This is a genomic window from Brevundimonas sp. SH203 (assembly GCF_002157625.1).
In the GTDB taxonomy this organism is placed as follows: Bacteria; Pseudomonadota; Alphaproteobacteria; order Caulobacterales; family Caulobacteraceae; genus Brevundimonas.
Genome location: NZ_BDMM01000002.1, coordinates 237,625 through 257,194 on the forward strand (window position 1 = coordinate 237,625; position 19,570 = coordinate 257,194).

Sequence of the window (19,570 nt, forward strand, 5' to 3'; positions counted from 1 at the left end):
GCTCTCACCGGCCGCACCGTCGAACAGACGCATTTCAAAGCGCCGTTCACCGACGGAAAGCCGTGCGTCGGACTAGAAACCGCCACAAAAGGAACGTCAACCGGCGCGGGTTAAATCTTCTTCATGTTGATTATTCTGAGCAAGATAATCACCACAACCTGCTCTCGAATCCTGACTTTCCGCAATCGTATCGCATTGTTCGGGTTGTCTTTTGAAAAGAGGCAGGTCAGGCTTGCGACGAAATCGGGGCCGTGCAGGGGGTGAACGTGCGTTTTCAGACCAGAATCTTGGCGGTGGCGACGGCCGCCTTTCTGGCCGCATGGCCGGTCCTGGCGCAGGAGGCGCCGGTCGCTGTTCGGCCGGCCGCAGGCAGCGGCGGCGACATCGTCAGCTATGGCCAGATTCACAGCCCGGTCTCTGGTCGCGGCGGCATGGTGGTCAGCCAGAGCGATCCCGCGACGCGCGTCGGGGTAGACATCCTGCGGCGCGGCGGCAATGCGGTGGACGCCGCCATCGCCGTGGCCTTCGCCGAGGCCGTGACCCTTCCGCGCGCCGGCAATCTGGGCGGCTCGGGCTATATGGTCGCGCACATGGCGGCGACGGCGGATCGACCGGCCCAGGACATCGCCATCAACTACTATGGCGTGGCGCCCGCCGCGACGACGCCCGAGCTTCTGCTCGGCGCCGACGGCAGGTTCGACCGCTCCAAGCCCTCGGGTTTCATCAACGTCGCCGTGCCCGGCACCGTCATGGGCATGTGGGAGGCGCACCGGCGTTTCGGCTCCATGCCCTGGGCCGATCTGATGGCCCCGGCGATTGCCCTGGCCCAGGACGGCTATGTCCTTTCGGAAGGCGAGGCCGACGCCACGGCCGGTCGGGCGCGGGTGCTGGCGACCGACCCCGGCGCGCGCGAAGCCTATCTGAAGCCGGACGGCGCCCCCTATCAGGCGGGCGAGGTCTTCCGTCAGCCCCTGCTGGCCGAAAGCCTGCGCAAGGTGGCGCGCGGCGGGGCCGACGAATTCTACCGGGGCGAGCTGGCGCGTCAGATCGTCGCGGGCGTTCAGGCGCGGGGCGGGGTCATCACCCTGGCCGACATGGCGGCCTATCGCGCCGACGTGTCCGAGCCGATCTGGGGCAGCTATCGTGGCAACCGCATCGCCTATATGCCGCCGACCGCCTCGGGCGTCAGCGTCGCCGAGGCGCTGAACCTGCTGGAGCATTTCGATCTGAAGGCCATGGGCTGGGGCAGCGTCGACGGTCTGCACCTGATTTCGGAGGCGATGAAGATCACCTCGTCCGACCGCAGGCTGATCGGCGGGGCGCCGCAATGGAACGCCCCGGCCCACGGCCTGGCCAGCAAGGGTTACGCCGCCGAACGGGTGAAGCTGATCTCGCTGGACCGCTCGCTGGGCGCCGACGACATCCCCGAGGGCAATCCCTATCCGTTCGAGAGCAAGGACACGACCCACTTCTCCGTGGCGGACGACCGGGGCAATGCGGTCTCGAACACCTACACCCTGTCCAACTCCTACGGCGCGCACGTCGCCCCGGTCGGGACCGGAATCCTGCTGAACAACAATCTGGACAACTTCGCCTGGGGCACGCGCGGCCAGCCCAACTCGCCCGCGCCGGGCAAGCGGCTGGGTTCGACCATCACGCCGATGATCGTGTTCAAGGACGACAAGCCCTGGCTGGTCACGGGCACCCCGGGCGGCGGCTATATCATCGCCACCATGGTCCAGCTGATCTCCAACGTCATCGACCACGACCTGAACATCGCCGAGGCCGCCATGCGGCCGCGCCTGAACCAGGGCGGCGGCGACAGCCCGCTGGAGCTGGAAGGCGGTTTCTCGCCGGATGTGGAGCGGCTGTTGCGGGCGCGCGGGCATACGGTTCGGCCGTCCATGACCATGGGCAGCACCCAGTCGATCATGATCGAGGGCGACCGCTTCCTGGGCGCCGCCGACACGCGCCGGCCCGACGCCTTGGCGCTGGGCGTGCGTTAAGAAGCGACGAGCGGGGAGGCGAGGATGCGCAAGGTTCTGATGGCGGGCGTCGCCGGACTGGTGCTGGCCTCGGCCGTTCCGGCGGCGGCCCAGACGACTGCACGGACGGCCGCCGCCCCGGCGCCCGCCGCCTGGCATGAGGGGCTGTTCGCGGTTCGCGCCGATCCGCAGAAGAGCAAGGTCAGCGTCCGCCTGCCCGCGCCGGGCGCCGACGGCGTTCTGGCCCGCTATCTGTATCAGCCGGGTCTGTCGGCCGGTCTGGGCATGGACGGGGCGGGTCTGGACCGTTCGGGGCTGGGCCAGGCGCAGATCGTGGCCTTCCGCAAGGTCGGCAACCGCGTCTTCGCCGCCTTCGAGAACGAGGATTTCCGCGCCCAGAACGCCGACGCCGATCAGGTGAACGCCGTCGCCGCCTCCTTCACCGCGCCCGTGGTCTGGTCCGGCGAGGTGATCGAGACGGGGGCCGACGGCGCGGTGACGGTCGATCTGTCAGGCTTTCTGGAGCGGGACGCGGTCAATGCCGTGGGCCGCCTGAAACGCGCCAGACTGGGGACGTTCAAGCCCGCCCCGACCCTCAGCTTCATCGACACGGCCCGAACGCTGGTCTTCCCCGAGAACGTCGAGTTCGACACGGTTCAGACCTTCACCAGCGACGAACCGGCCGCCGAATTGTCGCGCGTCTCGCCCGAGGCGCGCGCCGTCACCCTGACGGTCCATCACTCCTTCATCCGCCTGCCTGATGCAGGGTTCCAGCCCGTGCCGCACGACCCGCGCTCGGGCACCTCGGCGCAGGTGCTGGTGACGGACTTCGCCGCCGATCTGGATCATCCGGTGGTCAGCCGTCTGGCCCGTCGTTTCCGGCTGGAGAAGGCCGACCCGACCGCCGCCCGGTCGCCGGTGAAAAAGCCCATCGTCTTCTATGTCGACCGCGCCGCGCCGCCCGCCATCCGCCAGGCCCTGATCGAGGGCGGCAACTGGTGGGCCCAGGCGTTCGACCAGGCGGGCTATGTTGACGCCTTCCGGGTCGAACTGCTGCCCGAGGGCGCCGATCCGATGGATGCGCGCTACAACATCGTCTCCTGGGTCCACCGCGAGACGCGCGGCTGGTCGACCGGAACCAGCGTCAACGACCCGCGCACCGGCGAGATCGTGCGCGGCGTGGTCCAGCTGGGCTCGCTGCGCGACCGTCAGGACAAGATGATCTTCGAGGGGCTGGTCGGCGCCGACCGCAGCGGGACGGGAGCCGAGGACGATCCCGACCGACTGGCCTATCAACGCCTGCGCCAGCTGTCGGCGCACGAGATCGGTCACGCCCTGGGCATCGCCCACAACTTCGCCGCCTCGACGTTCGAGGGGCGGGCCTCGGTGATGGATTATCCGGCGCCGTGGGTGATCGCGGACGGCGACCGTCTGGACTTCAGCCGCGCCTACACCACCGGCGTCGGCGCCTGGGACCGATATGTCGTGAACTGGCTGTACGGCGATGCGCCGGGCCAGGCGCCGCAGGCGCGCCGCGCGGCCCTGGCGGCCGAGGCCCAGGCCAGGGGCTATCGCTTCGTCAACGACACCGACACCCGGCCGTTGGGCAGCCTGCAGCCCTATGGCGCGATGTGGGACAACGGCTCGGACGTGGTGGCCGAGTTCGCCAACACCCTGGCGGTGCGGCGCATCGCCCTGTCGCGGTTCGGGCTGAACAACCTGCCGGCGGGTGCGCCGGCGGCGGATTTGCGGCGCGTGGTCGTGCCCATCTATCTGTATCACCGCTATCAGACGACGGCGGTGGGGCGTCAGATCGGCGGCGTGGACTATGCCTACGCCGTCAGCGGCGACGGGCGCGAGCGGGCCGATCCCGTGCCCGCCGACCGCCAGCGCGCGGCGCTGAACGCCCTGATTCTGGCCCTGTCGCCCGAGACGCTGGACCTGCCGGATCGGGTGCTGGACCTGTTGTCGTCGGCCCAGTCGGGCGTGCCGGATCGCCAGACCGACATCGAACTGTTCGACAGCCGCACGGACGCGGTGTTCGATCCGTCCTCGGCGGCGGCCGCGGCGGTGGAGACGGTGTACGAGACCCTGCTGGCGCCCGAGCGCCTGAACCGGCTGGTCGAACAGCAGCGTCGCGATCCGGCGCAACTCGGTCTGATCGAAACCCTGGATCGCATCGCCGCGACGGTGGGCGCCAGGCCGCCGCTGAACGCCCGCCAGGCCGAGCTGCGCCGCGTGGCGCGGGCCCGCTACGTCGCCTATCTGGCCGCGCTGATCCAGGGCAAGGACCTGTCCTCGACCGCCCAGGGCGCCGTCCGCGACGTCGCCCGCCGGTTCGGCGACGCGCTGAAAACGTGCCGGGGCGACGCGCTCGAAACCGCTCAGTGCGCCTATCTGGCCCGGGTGCTGACCGGCCCCGAAGAGGGCCTCAAGACCTTCAACGAAAGCCAGCCCGCCAAGCAGCCCGTCCCGCCCGGCGCCCCGATCGGCAGCGACGACGGGCGTTAGACGCGGCCCCGCCGAGGCTCACAGATTGGTGCGGGCCAGTTCCAGCACCTCGTCGCCGCGACCGTTCATGATGGCCTTCAGCATGAACAGGCTGAAGCCCTTGGCCTGTTCCTTCTTGATCTTCGGCGGGATGACGAGTTCCTGGCCGGCGGTGACGACATCGACCAGGGCGGGGCCGGGGTGGGCCAGGGCCTGGGCCACCGCATCCTCGACCTGATCCGAGGCCTCGACGCGGAAGCTCTTGATCCCCATCGCCTGGGCCATGGCGGCGAAGTCGGGGTTCTTCAGGTCGGTGCCGACATCGAGGAAGCCTGCCGCTTTCATCTCCATCGCTACGAAGCCCAGCGAGCCGTTGTTATAGACCACGACCTTCAGCGGCAGGCCCAGCTGCGACAGGCTGATGAAGTCGCCCATCATCATGGTGAAGCCGCCGTCGCCGGACAGGGAGATCACCTGACGGCCCGGCGCCGAGGCCTGGGCGCCGATGCCCTGAAGCATCGCATTGGCCATGGAGCCGTGGTTGAACGACCCCAGCAACCGTCGCCGGCCGTTCATGGTCAGATAGCGGGCGGCCCAGACGGTCGGGGTGCCGACGTCGGCGGTGAAGACGGCGTCCGGGGCGGCCAGTCGGTCGATTACGGCGGTCAGATATTGCGGATGGATGGGCCGGTCGGCGGGGGCGGGGCGGGCCAGTTCGTCCAGACCCTTTCGCGCCTCGGCATAGTGTTTGCGGGCGGCGTCGAGGAAGCGCGACGAGCGATCCGCCTTCAGGTGCGGGATCAGGGCGGGCACGGTCTCGGCCACGTCGCCGACGATCCCCTGCGCCAGATGGGCGCGTTTGCCCAGGGCCGACGGATCGCGGTCGATCTGGATGATCCTGGCGTCCGCCGGATAGAAGTTGCGATAGGGGAAGTCGGTCCCCAGCATGACCAGGGCGTCGCAGTTCATCAGGGCGTGATAGCCGGATGAGAAGCCGATCAGGCCGGTCATGCCCACGTCATAGGGATTGTCCCATTCGACATGCTCCTTGCCGCGCAGGGCGTGGACGACGGGGGCCTGAAGCGCCTCGGCCAGGGCCAGGACCTGGTCGTGGGCGCCGGCGCAGCCGCTGCCGGCCAGGATGGCGACCTTTTCGGCCCCGTTCAGCAGCTGGGCGGCGCGCGTCACGTCGGCGACGGCGGGGGCGATGCGGGGACGGGCGGGCGCGGTCCAGTCGGGCGAGGCGCCGTCGGGCGCGCGGGCCAGGGCCACGTCGCCGGGCAGGACGATCACCGCCACCCCGCCCTTGCCGACCGCCGTGTTCAGGGCGCGGGCCAGGACGCCGGGGAACTGGGCCGGGTTGGACACCAGCTCGCAGAAGTCGCTGCACTCGCGGAACAGCTCCTGCGGATGAGTCTCCTGGAAATAGCCCAGGCCGATCTCGGACGACGGGATGTGGGCGGCGATGGCCAGGACCGGAACCCGGTTGCGATGGCAGTCGTAAAGGCCGTTGATCAGATGCAGATTGCCCGGCCCGCAGCTGCCGGCGCAGACGGCCAGATCGCCCGTCACGGCCGCCTCGGCCCCGGCGGCGAAGGCGGCGGTCTCCTCGTGGCGGACGTGCATCCATTCGATCTGGTCGAAGCGGCGCAGGCTGTCGTTCAGGCCGTTCAGGCTGTCGCCCGTGACGCCCCAGATACGCTTCACCCCGGCCGCAGCCAGCGTCTTGGCCACAAGGTCCGCGACGGTCATCGCCATAATGATATTCCCGGTAGGTCTGCTGTTTTCGACGACCGGAGCGAGGCGTCCGGCCCAGCTTAACAATGCGTGGGACGCCATTCGGCTGCCTGCGTCTGTCGCGCCGCAGCGAAGCCGCTATGGTGCGGCGATGACTCGGGCTGCGGCATGATCAAATACATCGGCTCCAAGCGCGCCCTGCTGGGCCATGTGACGGGGGCGATCGCCGGCGTCCTGCCCGACGGCGGGCGGGTGTGCGACCTGTTCTCGGGCACGGCGCGGGTCGGCCATGCGCTGAAGAAACAGGGGTTTCAGGTCTGGTCGAACGACGTGAACGCCTATGCTCACGTCCTGGCGACCACCTATGTCCAGGCGGATCGGGAGCGGTGGATCGACCGGGCCGAGGCCGTGCTGGCCGAACTGAGGGCCGTCTCGCCCCGGGCGGGCTGGTTCACCCAGGCCTTCTGCCGCGACGCCCGCTACTTCCACCCCGACAACGGCGCGCGCATCGACGCGGTGCGCGACCGGATCGAGGCGATGGGGCTGGAGCCGGAACTGAAGGCTATCGCCCTGGTCAGCCTGATGGAGGCGGCGGATCGGGTCGACTCCACCGCCGGGGTTCAGATGGCCTATATGAAGCAGTGGGCGCCGCGCGCGCTGAAGCCGCTGGTGCTGAGGACGCCCGATCTGGTCCCGGCCGCAACGGGCGGCGCCTGCCGGGCGACGCAGGGGGATGCGGTCGAGATCGCCGATCAGGTGGAGGCGGACCTGGTCTATCTGGACCCGCCCTACAACCAGCATTCCTATCTGGCCAACTACCATTGCTGGGAGAGTCTGGTGCTGTGGGACCGGCCCGAGACCTATGGGGTGGCCAACAAGCGGGTGGACGTGAAGACGCGCAAGAGCCCCTTCAACAGCCGCCCCGGCATCGGCCCGGCCCTGCGGTCGGTGATCGAGCGGGTCAGGGCGCCGAACCTGATCGTCAGCTTCAACGACGAGGGCTATCTGAGCCGGGCCGAGCTGGTCGAGATGCTGTCGGCGCGCGGCCATGTGCAGGTGATCGAGGTGGCCCATCCCCGCTATGTCGGGGCGCGCATCGGCATCCATAATCCCAGGGGCGAGAAGGTCGGACAGGTCGGGCGGCTGAGGAACGTGGAGCAGCTGTTCGTGGTCACGGATCGGCCGGTGGCCCTGCCGGTCGCCGCATAAGCCCAGCAAAAACAACGACGGCTCTGCTGGAACGCGAATCGCGATGCGCCGTTCGGCAGATATGGAACCCCGCGCCGACATCGCCCGCATCAAGCCCAAGGCGGACGCCGACATGCTCGGCGGGGGCGGTCGGATCGCACCGGCCGAGGCCCGCTCGTGGGCGCCCAGGGCGGATGCCCCGCGCGTCGTCGGGGCGGACTGGGGCTGGGCCGCGCCGCCGATCGACGGCCGCCCGACCTTCACCCACAACGCCGCCCGCTACAGCCGTCCGGCCGAGGCGCCGACGGCGGTGGAGCCCATGGACCTGGAGCTGGAACTGGCGCCGCCGCCGCGCTGGATGATGATGGTGGCGGGGGCGGCCGTGGCGGCCCTGCTGGGCGCGCTGCTGGGCGGCTTCATGCACATCTGAGGCGGCGTCAGGCCTCCTGCAACAGGGCGCGGATCGGCGACCAGCTGCGGCGATGCGCCGGGCAGGGACCGAGCGTTTTCAAGGCGTTCTGGTGGATGGGGGCGTTATAACCCTTGTGGCGGGCGAAGCCGTAGCCGGGGTATTGGGCGTCCAGTTCGATCATCAGCCGATCCCGCGCCGTCTTGGCCAGGACGGAGGCCGCCGCGATGGACAGGGACAGGCCGTCGCCGCCCACCACCGTCTGGATCTCGCACGGCAGCTTGAACCGATAGTTGCCGTCGACCAGGGCCGCCACCGGCTGGACCTGCAGCGCCTCGATGGCGCGGCACATGGCCAGCCCGGTGGCGTGCAGGATGTTCAGGTCCTCGATCTCTTCCACCGAGGCGAAGCCGACGCCCCAGGCGACGGCGCGGGCCTTGATCTCCGGCTCAAGCGCGGCGCGGCGCTTTTCGGTCAGGGCCTTGGAGTCGTCGATGCCGGGCGGCAGGTCGTCGGGGTTCAGGATCACCGCCGCCGCCGACACCGGCCCCGCCCACGGCCCGCGCCCGGCCTCGTCCACGCCGCAGACAGGACCGTTGACGCGCTGGATCAGCAGGGTTTCCAGCGCCAGGGTCGGGAAGGCTTTCGGATTTGCGGGGGCTTTAGCCATGGCCCGCCATCGCACGAACCTGGGCGTGACGGAAGCAGGTGTTCTGATGGTCGTTGACCATGCCGACGGCCTGCATGAAGGCATAGACGATCACCGGGCCGCAGAAGTTGAAGCCGCGCTTCTTCAGGGCCTTGGCCATGGCCTCGGACTGTTCGGTCTTGACCGGGGCGTCGCGGTAATCGGCCCAGTCGGTCTGGATCGGTTCGCCGCCGACGAAGGACCACAGCCATTCGGAGAAGTCCTCGCCGTTGTCGCGCATCTCCAGCCAGATCTGGGCGCCCCGGATGGCGGCGTTGATCTTGGCGCGCGAGCGGATGATGCGAGGATCGTTCAGCAGGCGCTGGATGTCGTCCTCGCCATAGCGGGCGACGATCTCGGGGTCGAAACCGTCGAAGGCGTCGCGGATGCCCTCGCGCTTTTTCAGAATGGTGATCCAGGCCAGACCGGCCTGAAACCCGTCCAGGATCAGCTTCTCCCACAGGGCGCGGGGATCGCGTTCCGGCACGCCCCATTCGGCGTCGTGATAGGCGATGTAGAGCGGGTCCGTGGTCCCGCACCAGCCGCAGCGGCCGTCGGCGTGTGAATCGGTCATGGGCTTATGTTGCCCGTCTGTTCCGGTCGAGGGAAGGGCGGGGTTCGGGATGGGGCGGCGAAAAAAACACCGTCTGAATCGTCTGAACTGTCTGAAATCGGGGGCGGGGCGAAATTGCACTGCACCGTTGAAAAAGGTGCAAAGTGCAATTCGGGCTGGGTGTTCGTTCGACGTGACGGGGCCTCCGCGGTGAAACTCGCATTGTAGGCGCGTTAGGAGGTGCGGTGGGTCGATTGACGCTGGTTGTCGTTAAGGCGTTGAGATCAGAACGAAAACTAGTCCGAAAAAGGATGTTTGGCGGCCTTCGTTCCCTCTTTCGTCATCCTCCGGCAAGCCGCCTGCGGCTCAGGCCGGGGGACCCAGCGGCGCGCGTGAGCGCGAACCTGTCGCGGAACGGGTCTTTCAACATCGTGGGGCGGATGGATTTCGCCTTCGGCGCCGCTGGGTCCCCCGGTCTCGCTCCGCTCGCCGGAGGATGACGATTAAGAAGGAGGCCTCAGTCCCGAACCAGTCCGCCGTCCACGACCAGATTCTGGCCGGTCACGGCGCGGCTCCACGGGCTGGCGAAGAACAGGACGGCGTCGGCGAACTCTTCGGGGGTGGTGACGGAACGGAGCGGCGTCATGCCGGCGATCAGGTCGAACACGGCCTCGGGCGTGGCGGCGCTGGCGTCGGTGGTGCGAAGCAGGCCGCCCGAGACCATGTTGACGGTGATCCCGTCGGGGCCGAGGTCGCCGGCGGCGGTGCGGGTCAGGGACAGAAGCGCGGCCTTGGCGGCGGTATAGTCGTGATAGGGCACGACCGGATTCTGGAACAGGTTGGTGCCGATGTTGACGATGCGGCCGAACCGGCCCGCCGCCATGCCGGGCGCCGTCGCCTGGATCAGGTTCAGGGCGCCGCGCACGACGGTCGAGAACTGACGGTCCATCTCGTCCCAGCCGATGGCGGTCATCTGGGACCGGGCGTCGCCGTTGAAGCTGTAGTCCAGGGCGTTGTTGACGACGGTGGAGACGGAGGCGCCGAAATGGCCCTGCGCGGCGGCGACCATGGCGTCCACGGCGGCGCGGTCGGTCACGTCGGCCTGAAGGGCGAGGGCGCGGTCGCCGATCTCGGCCGCCAGGGCGTTCGCCGCCTCGCCGCTGTTGCGCCAATTGATGACGACACGGGCGCCCTCGCGGGCGAAGGCGCGGACTGAGGCGGCGCCGACGCCGCGCGCGCCGCCGGTGACGAGGACGATCTGATCGGCGAGGTTCATGGGGCGGGTCTCATGCGTCGGAGGAAGGGAGAACGTCCTCGCCCATCCAGGCGGGTTTACGCAAGCGCACCGGGCGGCCGTCCACGGTCAGGTCGCCGTCGAGCCGGTCGATCCGCAGCAGGGCCATGACCGAACCGTCGCGACCCGACAGCACCTCGCCCGCGCGCAGGTCGCCCTTCAGCACCTCGGCGCCGAAGGCGGGGGGCGGGCCGTCGAAGTCCAGCGGCAGCATCCGGTTCTTGATCGCGCCCCGTCGCTTCATGCGCGAGGTCGTCTCCTGGCCGACGAAACAGCCCTTGTGGAAGTCGATGCCGTTCAGCAGGTCGAAATCCGCCTCGATCGGATAGGTCTTGTCCTGCGGCGCGTCGGCCGTGGGATCGGGCAGGCCGACGGACAGGCGGTGGGCGTCATAGTCGGCCTGAACCGCGTCGGCCGTCGCCTCGCCATACAGACGGCCGCCCATTAGGGGCGTGCGCGGATCGGGGATGAAGCCGGCCGGCGTCTCGGGCCAGGCGGCGAAGACGGGCCGGTCGTCGGCGGCGACCTCGACCCTCGCGCGCAGTCTGTATATCGACAGCCGCTGGACCAGGGCGTCGCGGCGGTCGGCGGCGACGTCCAGCAGCACCCCGTCGCCCTGACCCAGGATGAACAGGTCGAACAGCAGCCGGCCGGGCGGGGACAGAAGGGCGCCGAATCGCAGCTCGCCGTCGGTCAGCGTCTCGACGTCCTGGGTCAGCAGGTTGTGCAGGAAGGGTCTGGCGTCATCGCCGGTGATCGAGATCAGGGCGCGGCTGGAGAGGCGGGCGATGGGCATGGCGGGTAGATAGGGGGGTGAGAGCGTTTCTCAAACCACCGCGTAACGCGCTGTGACGCCGTCGGGCTGGAAGTCGTGTTCGGCCAGGGTGTCGAGCGAGCGGATCACGCGGGTCACGAAATCCTGCGGGTCGCCGTCCTCGATCGCGGGACGCAGCCAGTCGGTGACGACGGCGCGGGCCGGATAGGTTCCGACCGGGCCGGGAATGCTGAGCGCGACCTCGATCCCCTCGGCGATCCAGCCGGCGACGGTGACGAACAGATCGACTGAGGCCAGGAAATCCGAGCGGCGCAGGACATAGAGGGTGATGATCCCGTCCTCGATCCCGTCCGGGCGCACGATGACGCCGCTGCGATCCGGCCGCCACGCCTCGTCCAGTTCGATCACCCGCCACAGGCAGAACCAGATGCGGCAGGTGTCGGGACGAACCGCGTGAACCGAACAGCCCGCCCCGTCGACGCAATAGGCGCACAGTTCGCCGGTCGGCTTGGCCAGTTCGGGCAGGTCCAGCGGAATGACCCGGCAGCATTCGACGCAGCCGCCGCAGGTCCGGTCGGGGAGAAGGGGAAGGCTCACACCAGGGTTCGTTCAAGCTGGGCGATGCGGCGGTCCATGTCGGCGACCATCTGTTCCAGCCGGGCCTTTTCGGAGGCCATGTCGACCGGCGTGCCGTCCTCGTAGGAAATCACGGCCCCCTTGGCGATCAGGTCCAGCCGATAGATCGCCGTGACGCGCTGGGCCTTGAAGCGTTCGAGGGCGGCGACGGCTGCGGGATCGGGCGTGGAGGGCGGCTGGTTCATCCGCGTCGCTGTAACGCAGGACGTCCGCCTGTGGAAACAGTCGTTTGGCGCTGAACCTGCGATAGAATCCCTGTATTCCACACGTCATGATCGGGCGGTTTCCCATCCTGTACATCGCCGAGGCGGACGCCGAGGACGCGATCCTGTCGTCCGGCGTGCTGGCGCATCTGGTCGACAGCCTGCCGCAGGCGGTGTTCACCATCGTCGGATCGGCCGCCTCCGCGCCCCTGTTCGCCGACACGCCGCGCCTGGCCAAGACCATCGTTCTGGAGCGCGAGGGCCATTTCGAATGGATCGCCCTGTGGAACCAGGTGCGCGGGACCAAATGGGGCCTGATCGTGGACATGCGCGGCTCGGACCTGTCGGGCAAGCTGCGGCGCGAACGGCGGGCGGTGCGCGGCAGGACGCCGGAGGGCCTGCACGCGGTCGAGGCGGCGGCGGCGGTGCTGAAGCTGGAGCCGGAGGAGACGCCGGCCCCGCGCCTGTTCTTCTCCGACCAGACGCTGGACGAGGCGAAGGCGCTGTTCCCGACCACGGGCGGGGACGGGCCGATCCTGGCGGTCGGGCCGGGCGTGGAATGGATGGGCAAACGCTGGCCGGCCGAACGCTACGCCAAGGTGGCGACCAAGCTGCTGGCCGACGACGGGCCGCTGGCGGGCGGGCGGCTGATGATCGTGGGCGAGGAGGTGGACCGCGAGGCGGCCCACACCATCCGCTATGCCGTGCCGCGCGCGCGGGTTATCGAGCTGCAGGGCAGGCTGACGCGGCTGCAGACGGCGGCGGCGATCTCCCAGTCCGTGCTTTATCTCGGGGCGGATTCGATCTGGACGCATTTGGCCGTGGCGGCGGGCGTGCCCACCATCGCCGTCTTCGGCCCCTCGGACGAGACGACGCGCGGGCCGTGGAAGGGCCAGGCCGTGCGCGGGCCGCGCAGCTATCAGGAATTCAAGACCCTGGACCCGCGGCTGAACCAGGCGATCCAGCACATGATGGACCTGCCGTGGGAACGGGTGCTGAAGACGGCGATGAAGGTGCTGGCCGCGCGGGACTAGGGTTGATCGACATTCAGCCCCTGACCGTCATTCCGGGGCGTCCGAAGGACGAACCCGGAACCCAGGAGGCGAGCAGCAGGCGTTGGATGCGTTCAACAGCGCGACCGTGGCCCTGGGTTGGCTGCTACGCGCCGCCCTTCGGGTCCGGGTTCTTCGCTGCGCTCAGCCCCGGAAGGACGAGCCGAGACACCTGTCTTCACGTATGTTGATCGACCCTAGACCCGGCCGGAACCCTGTTTCACCAGGTCGATCAGCGCGCCGGGGGGCATCGGGCGGCCCAGGAAATAACCCTGACCGGAATGGACCCCGAGGCGATGCAGCGCGTCCAGCTCCTCCGCCGTCTCGATCCCCTCGGCGATGACCCGGCTGCCGATCTCCTCGGCGAAAGAGATCAGCGCCCGCGCCAGGGCGTGTTTCAGCGGGTCGGTGTTGATGCTCTGCGTCAGGCTGATGTCCAGCTTGATGATGTCGGGCCTGAGATTCAGGATGTGGCGCAGGCTGGCGTAGCCGGCGCCGGCGTCATCCACTGCGACGCGGACGCCCCGTTCCCGTAGCGGCTCCAGCGCCTGCAACAGCGCCGGATAGTCCTCGACGTGTTCGTGTTCGGTGATTTCCAGCACCAGCCGCGTCGCCGGCGCCGCCGCCAGCACCGAGGCGACATCGTCGTCCATCATGGTCTGGGGCGAGACATTGACCTTGAGGCAGGCGGCGGTTTCGGAGAACAGCCTCTCGAATCCTGTGATCGCATTGGCGACGGCCTGAAGCTCAAGCTGCGTCCTGAGGCCGTTCTCGGCCGCCTCGGCGAACCATTGGTCGGGCGACCGCACCGGCTCGATCTGAAAGCGCGCCAGCGCCTCGGCCCCGTCGACGGATCGATCCGACAGGCGAAAGACCGGCTGATACACCATGGTCGGCTGACCGGCGGCCAGGGCCGAGGTCAGGCGTTCGACCTTGGCCTTGCGCGCCTGCATCCGGTCGACGTCGCCGTCGATCTGAATGGAGATCAGCTCGGCGAAGGCCCGCATCATCTTCAGGTCGCGCTCGTTCAGCGACACGTCGGCGTTGAAGCTGAAACAGCAGAAGGTGCCGTAAACGCGCCCGTCCGACAGGCGCAGAGGCACGCTGATGTGCGCGCCGATCGGCACAGCGTGGGTTTCGGGAATCGCCATGGCGGCCGGGACCGCCGCGGTGTCGGGGATCAGTTGCGGCAACGCCCCATCGATGATCTTCTTGCAATAGCCGGTCGTCAGCGGAGCCGTGTCGCCCCTGGCGATGGGCGACCGGCCGTTCCGGGAGGCGACATGGCGGAACACCCTGTCTTCACCGACGAATTCGGAGACGAAGGCGACGTCCATGTCGAGATGGCCGCGAACCGCGCTGACCATCTTCTCCACGCCGTCCGTCAGGGCCAGGCGGAGCGGGTCGCCGACCGTGTCGACGCCTGCGGGGTCCGGTGCGTCTTGAGGTTTCGGAATCACAGCGCGCCGTCCTCCGAAAGCAGGCCCGTGGAGTGCAGAAGACCAGAGCGTGGCGACGATTATTTAAAATACGGTGACGGTTGCCCCGGCCATCCGCCGGCGGGGACCGTGCGTCCATTTGAACCGAGACGGCCGGTCTTCGCTTTCGCGGGGCGGAGCGGGGATATAGTAAGGTGGCGTCTTCATTCCGCAGGAACGCCGCCGCATGACCCAGACCTATGACCTGATCGTCCGGGGCGGCGAGGTGGCCAATCACGCCGGGCGCGGCAGGGCCGACGTCGGCGTGATCGACGGCAAGATCGCCTTCATCGGCGACCTGTCTCAGGCCTCGGCGGGCGAGACGTTCGACGCGACGGGCCTGACGGTGCTGCCCGGCGTCATCGACACCCAGGTTCATTTCCGCGAGCCGGGGCTGGAGTGGAAGGAGGATCTGGAGACGGGCAGCCGCGCGGCGGCCCTGGGCGGCGTCGTCGCCGTGTTCGAAATGCCGAACACCAATCCCAACACCACCGATCCCGACACCATGGCCGACAAGCTGGCGCGGGCGAAGGACCGGATGTGGACGGATCACGCCTTCTATATCGGCGGCACGCATGAGAATGCGGACTATCTGGGCGATCTGGAGCGGTTGCCCGGCTGTTGCGGGGTCAAGGTCTTCATGGGCGCCTCGACCGGCGACCTGCTGATCGCCGACGACGAGGGGGTGAGGAAGGTCCTGTCCAACGTGCGCCGCCGGGCCACCTTCCACTCCGAGGACGAATACCGGCTGGTCGAGCGGCGGGGCCTGGCCCGCACCGGCGACTGGACCAGCCACCCGGAGGTGCGCGACGCCGAAAGCGCCATCCGCTCGACCCGGCGCCTGGTCGGACTGGCCAAGGAGACAGGCGCGCGCATCCACGTGCTGCACGTCACGACCAAGGACGAGATGGAGTATCTGCGCTTCCACAAGGATGTCGCCACCGTCGAGATCACGCCCCAGCACCTGACCTTGGTCGGACCGGAAGCCTATCAGCGGCTGGGCAGCTACGCCCAGATGAACCCGCCGATCCGGTCGCAGGAGCATGTGGACGCCCTGTGGCTGTGGGGGATGCAGCAGGGGGTGGCGGACGTGCTGGGGTCCGATCACGCGCCGCATACGAAGGAAGAAAAGGCCAAACCCTATCCGGCCTCTCCGTCCGGCATGCCGGGGGTGCAGACTCTGGTGCCGCTGATGCTGACGCACGTGGCCAATGGGCGGCTGTCGCTGGAGCGGTTCATCGATCTGACCTCGGCGGGGGCGCAGCGGGTGTTCGGCACGGCGAACAAGGGGCGGATGGCCGTCAGCTACGACGCCGACCTGACCATCGTGGACCTGAAGGCGAAACGGACGATCACCCACGACCAGCAGGCGACACGCTGCGGCTGGACCCCGTTCGACGGGGTGGAGGCGACCGGCTGGCCGATGGCGACCATCGTGCGCGGGCGGGTGGTGATGCAGGACGGCGAACTGATCGGATCGGCGCACGGACGGCCGGTGCGGTTCATGGAGACGCTGTGAGCAACCAAATAAAACCCGTCACCCTCGGGCTTGTCCCGAGGGGCCACCGTTCCGCGCATACGGTGACGGAGGGTGATGCGCTGTCGCCTCCGCGTCGCGGTTCGTGGGGCGTCCGCCGTGGGCCCTCGGGACGAGCCCGAGGGTGACGAAAGGTCGGGAGCAACTCGGCCTGATCGGCTACGGCGCCTTCGGGCGGCTGACGGCGCGGCATTTGTCGCCGGGGTTCGACATCCTGGCCCATGATCCGGCGGCGACGGACGGGGAGGGGGCGGCGACCCTGACCGATCTGGCGACCGCCGCCGCCTGTCCGACGGTGGTGCTGGCCGTGCCGGTCGAGGCGCTGGAGGCGACGTTGACCGCCATCCGCCCGCATCTGAGGCCCGACGCCCTGGTCATCGACGTGGGATCGGTGAAGGTGAAGCCCGCCCGTCTGATGGACCGGATTCTGCCGCCCCGCGTGCGGATCGTCGGCGCCCACCCCCTGTTCGGCCCCCAGAGCGGCAAGGACGGCATCGCGGGCCTGCGGATCGCCGTCTGCCCGGTGCGACAGGGCGCGGACGCCCGCCGCGTCGCCGCCTTCTGCCGCCGCGCCCTGAGGCTGAAGGTGTTTCTGGTCAGCCCCGAGGATCACGACCGGGAGGCGGCCGTCGTTCAGGGCCTGACCCATCTGATCGCCCGCGTCCTGATCGCCATGGAGCCTTTGCCCACCCGCATGACCACCGCCAGCTTCGACCGCCTGATGCAGGCCGTCGACATGGTCCGCCACGACAGCCCCGCCGTCTTCCGCGCCATCGAACGCGACAACCCCTTCGCCGCCGAGGTGCGCGAACGGTTCTTCGCCCTGGCGGACGAGGCGCGGGGGATGCTGGACTGATCTCTTCGCGCGGGACGCGGACGGATCAGTGCGAGCGGATGAACGCCCCCACATCCTCCGCCACGCCCGGCGTCAGCGGCAGGGCCGGGTCGGCGTAGGTGGTCAGGTTGGCGGCGCGGTCGGCGGGAGCGGTCTTCAGGACGTGGTTGACGTCGGGCCAGAGTTTCAGCGTCGCCTTGGGGTCTGCGGCGGCTAAGGCCTGGGCGTCCGCGACGCGGATCTGGAGGTCGGTGGTCCCCTGGCCGATGAAGACCGGGCCGTCATAGGCGGCGAGCAGGGCGGCGGGGTCCAGCGGCAGCCACGAGATCAGATAGGGCTGGACCGACGGGCGGAACAGGGTCGCCAGCGCGGGCGGCGTGTCGGCGACGGTGCGGCCGGCCTCAAGCTCGGTCAGCACGGCGAGGGCCTGGGTCTTTATCGGCTCGGGCAGGTTGGCTTCCAGCTGTTCGCGCAGCACCGCGCTCGCCGGGCGGCCGGCGCCGGACAGCAGGATCAGGCCGCAAATCTTGTCGCCTCCGCCCGCGACCGCCTTCAGGGCGACCAGGGCGCCTTCGCTATGGCCGATCAGCCAGGCGCAGGGCTTGCCGGCGCGCGCGGCGGCCTCGGCGGCCCAGGCGCGGGCGTCGGCGGCATAGGCGTCGAACCGCAGATCGGCCTCGGTCGGCCCGGCGGCGGCGCTGGCGGCGATGCCGCGCTTGTCGATCCGCAGCGTGGCGACGCCTTGATCCGCCAGCCCCTCGGCCAGCAACCGATAGGTTCCGGCCTTGACGCCCATCGGACTGTTCCCATCGCGATCCGTGGGGCCTGAGCCGGGCAGGATGACCGCCACGGCCGAGGCGTCAGGCGGCGTCAACAGGGTTCCATGCAAAGCCGCCGGTTGGGCCGGCAGGGCGATCTCGGTGGAGACCGGGGCGGCCAGAAGGGCCGCCGTCAGGGCGATATTCAGCATGGGAACCCCGCAAGGCGATCAGGCGACAAGCTTCTCTCGCCATCTAGTGCAGAGTTCGTCCCCGGACGCCAGATGGCGCCAAGATCAGATCGAGAAGCTGACGCCGCAGCCGCAGCTGGAGGCGGCGTTGGGGTTCCTGACCACGAACTGGGCGCCGGCCAGTTCGTCGACGTAGGCGATCTCGGCGTTCTTCAGAAAGGGGACCGAGACGGGGTCGATCAGGGCGGTCTGGCCGTCGCAGGCGATGCGGAGGTCGTCGTCCTGGGCCGTTTCGACCAGTTCGAACCGATACTGGAAGCCCGAACAGCCGCCGCCGTCCACCGCGACGCGCAGCATCAGCGTCCGGCCCTCGGCCGCGCCCAGCTTGGCCAGGCGTCTGGCGGCGCTGGGGGCCAGGACGATGCCCTCCGGCGCGCGCGCGGCGACGGCGAAGACGGGTGTGGACGGTTCTGTGGATTGGACGGTGCTCACGGCTGTCTATATGAGGCGCGGGCGGGCGTTCGCAAAGGGCCGCCCGCATCAAAGCCGCTTCAAAGTTGACGACGTGAGCCAGATCGAACTCGCCACCTACGCCGAACGGGCCAGCCAGACGCAGGGGCGCCGCTTCTTCGAGCCGCCCAGCCGCACCCGCACCGCCTTCGCGCGCGACCGCGACCGCATCATCCATGCGACGGCGTTCCGGCGACTGAAGGAGAAGACCCAGGTATTCGTGGCGCACGAGGGCGACCATTACCGCACCCGCCTGACCCATTCGCTGGAGGTGGCCCAGATCGCGCGGTCGCTGGCCCATGCGCTGCGGCTGGACGACGATCTGGCCGAGACCATCGCCCTGGCCCACGACCTGGGCCATCCGCCGTTCGCCCATGCGGGCGAGGACGAGCTGGTGGTGCAGATGGCCGGCTATGGCGGCTTCGACCACAACGTCCAGAGCTTCCGCGTCGTGACCGAGCTGGAGAACCGCTATCCGCAGTTCGACGGGCTGAACCTGAGTTGGGAGACGGTCGAGGGCGTCGTCAAGCACAACGGCCCGGTGTCGCACCGGCTGGAGGAGCCGGCCTGGTCGGTGGTGCGGCCCTATGCAGTTGGCGGCGAGGCGGGCTGGGACCTTCGGCTGGACACCTTCGCCTCGCTGGAGGCCCAGTGCGCGGCCATCGCCGACGACATCGCCTATAACAACCACGACGTGGACGACGGGGTGCAGGCGGGGCTGTTCACCCTGGCGGACCTGTACGACGTGCCGCTGATCGGGCCGATGCTGGCCGAGGCGCGGCGCGACTGGCCCCTGATCGACGAGCGGATGCTGCGGATCGAGGCCGTGCGCCGGATGATCGGCGTGATGGTCGAGGACGTGCTGGCCGAAACGCAATCGCGGCTGGAACAGGATCGGATCGTCACGACCGAGGACGTGCGCGTCGCCAGACGGACCATGGTCGACTTTTCGGCCGCCATGCACGCCGATCTGGCGATCCTGAGGAAGTTCCTGTTCGAGCGGATGTATCGCCATTACCGCGTCAACCGCACCCGCAGCCAGGCGCGACGGGTGCTGTCGCAACTGTTCGAACTGTTCATGGCCGAGCCGGAGGTGATGCCGCCGGAATGGGGCACGCCCGCCCTGACCCAGGACCGCACCCGGCGGGCGCGCGCCGTCTGCGACTACATCGCCGGCATGACCGACCGCTATGCGATAGAAGTCCACCAGAAATTGTTCAGCCTCGACCTCGCGCTCGATCTGTGATTCGA

General features: G+C 69.0%; 18 protein-coding genes. 8 read left to right on the forward strand and 10 right to left on the reverse strand.

The annotated features are described in order from the left end of the window. The first annotated feature begins 266 nt into the window (after positions 1-266). Entirely contained in the window at positions 267-2,006 is a 1,740-nt protein-coding gene (gene ggt, locus SH203_RS05065; RefSeq protein WP_234989389.1) for a gamma-glutamyltransferase, read from the forward strand. A gap of 24 nt (positions 2,007-2,030) precedes the next feature. Continuing rightward, positions 2,031-4,496: a zinc-dependent metalloprotease gene (locus SH203_RS05070; protein ID WP_087119777.1), complete on the forward strand. Its 2,466-nt coding sequence runs from the start codon at positions 2,031-2,033 to the stop codon at positions 4,494-4,496. 18 nt (positions 4,497-4,514) lie between these two features. Here SH203_RS05070 and poxB read toward each other — a convergent pair whose 3' ends face one another. Next, the gene (gene poxB, locus SH203_RS05075) at positions 4,515-6,233 is read right to left on the reverse strand and encodes a ubiquinone-dependent pyruvate dehydrogenase (protein WP_087119778.1); all 1,719 of its coding nucleotides are present in this window, start codon (positions 6,231-6,233) and stop codon (positions 4,515-4,517) included. 147 nt (positions 6,234-6,380) lie between these two features. Here poxB and SH203_RS05080 point away from each other — a divergent pair, with 147 nt between their 5' ends. Beyond that, positions 6,381-7,421: a DNA adenine methylase gene (locus SH203_RS05080; protein ID WP_087119779.1), complete on the forward strand. Its 1,041-nt coding sequence runs from the start codon at positions 6,381-6,383 to the stop codon at positions 7,419-7,421. Between the two features lie 43 nt (positions 7,422-7,464). Beyond that, on the forward strand, positions 7,465-7,830 hold the full coding sequence (locus tag SH203_RS05085) for a hypothetical protein (protein WP_087119780.1): 366 nt from the start codon (positions 7,465-7,467) through the stop codon (positions 7,828-7,830). A 7-nt stretch (positions 7,831-7,837) separates the two neighbouring features. Here the strand turns inward: SH203_RS05085 and SH203_RS05090 are convergent, their stop codons facing one another. From SH203_RS05090 to SH203_RS05115, 6 genes are all read right to left on the reverse strand, one after another. After that, complete coding sequence (locus SH203_RS05090; RefSeq protein ID WP_087120169.1) at positions 7,838-8,479, reverse strand: ribonuclease HII; 642 nt, start codon at positions 8,477-8,479, stop codon at positions 7,838-7,840. Next, the gene (locus SH203_RS05095; protein ID WP_087119781.1) at positions 8,472-9,071 is read right to left on the reverse strand and encodes a DNA-3-methyladenine glycosylase I; all 600 of its coding nucleotides are present in this window, start codon (positions 9,069-9,071) and stop codon (positions 8,472-8,474) included. Before SH203_RS05095 ends, SH203_RS05090 begins: the two co-directional genes overlap by 8 nt. 496 nt (positions 9,072-9,567) lie before the next feature. Further along, entirely contained in the window at positions 9,568-10,326 is a 759-nt protein-coding gene (locus SH203_RS05100) for a 3-oxoacyl-ACP reductase (protein WP_087119782.1), read from the reverse strand. A gap of 10 nt (positions 10,327-10,336) precedes the next feature. After that, positions 10,337-11,140: a folate-binding protein YgfZ gene (locus SH203_RS05105; RefSeq protein ID WP_087119783.1), complete on the reverse strand. Its 804-nt coding sequence runs from the start codon at positions 11,138-11,140 to the stop codon at positions 10,337-10,339. A 30-nt stretch (positions 11,141-11,170) separates the two neighbouring features. After that, the gene (locus SH203_RS05110) at positions 11,171-11,716 is read right to left on the reverse strand and encodes a hypothetical protein (RefSeq protein WP_087119784.1); all 546 of its coding nucleotides are present in this window, start codon (positions 11,714-11,716) and stop codon (positions 11,171-11,173) included. Continuing rightward, positions 11,713-11,940 carry a hypothetical protein gene (locus SH203_RS05115; protein WP_087119785.1) on the reverse strand — a complete coding sequence of 76 codons (228 nt, stop codon included), beginning with the start codon at positions 11,938-11,940 and terminating at the stop codon, positions 11,713-11,715. The genes SH203_RS05110 and SH203_RS05115 overlap by 4 nt, the downstream gene beginning before the upstream one ends. Positions 11,941-12,026: 86 nt before the next feature. On the opposite strand from SH203_RS05115, the gene SH203_RS05120 reads away from it, so the two are divergent. Next, a complete protein-coding gene (locus SH203_RS05120; protein ID WP_087119786.1) occupies positions 12,027-12,992 on the forward strand; it encodes a glycosyltransferase family 9 protein in 966 nt (321 codons plus the stop codon). A gap of 215 nt (positions 12,993-13,207) precedes the next feature. Here SH203_RS05120 and SH203_RS05125 read toward each other — a convergent pair whose 3' ends face one another. Further along, on the reverse strand, positions 13,208-14,470 hold the full coding sequence (locus SH203_RS05125; protein ID WP_087119787.1) for an EAL domain-containing protein: 1,263 nt from the start codon (positions 14,468-14,470) through the stop codon (positions 13,208-13,210). 205 nt (positions 14,471-14,675) lie between these two features. On the opposite strand from SH203_RS05125, the gene SH203_RS05130 reads away from it, so the two are divergent. Together SH203_RS05130 and SH203_RS05135 are read left to right on the forward strand one after the other, a co-directional pair. Beyond that, positions 14,676-16,007, forward strand: a complete 1,332-nt coding sequence (locus tag SH203_RS05130) for a dihydroorotase (RefSeq protein ID WP_087119788.1) — start codon at positions 14,676-14,678, stop codon at positions 16,005-16,007. 142 nt (positions 16,008-16,149) lie between these two features. After that, positions 16,150-16,881, forward strand: coding sequence for a prephenate dehydrogenase/arogenate dehydrogenase family protein (locus tag SH203_RS05135; RefSeq protein WP_087119789.1), 732 nt, complete (start codon positions 16,150-16,152; stop codon positions 16,879-16,881). Between the two features lie 25 nt (positions 16,882-16,906). Here SH203_RS05135 and SH203_RS05140 read toward each other — a convergent pair whose 3' ends face one another. After that, positions 16,907-17,830, reverse strand: a complete 924-nt coding sequence (locus SH203_RS05140; RefSeq protein ID WP_087119790.1) for an alpha/beta hydrolase — start codon at positions 17,828-17,830, stop codon at positions 16,907-16,909. Positions 17,831-17,914: 84 nt separating this feature from the next. Beyond that, positions 17,915-18,232: an iron-sulfur cluster insertion protein ErpA gene (erpA, locus tag SH203_RS05145; RefSeq protein ID WP_200808835.1), complete on the reverse strand. Its 318-nt coding sequence runs from the start codon at positions 18,230-18,232 to the stop codon at positions 17,915-17,917. A 142-nt stretch (positions 18,233-18,374) separates the two neighbouring features. Here erpA and SH203_RS05150 point away from each other — a divergent pair, with 142 nt between their 5' ends. Next, positions 18,375-19,565: a deoxyguanosinetriphosphate triphosphohydrolase gene (locus tag SH203_RS05150; protein WP_087119792.1), complete on the forward strand. Its 1,191-nt coding sequence runs from the start codon at positions 18,375-18,377 to the stop codon at positions 19,563-19,565. The last annotated feature ends 5 nt before the right edge of the window (positions 19,566-19,570 follow it).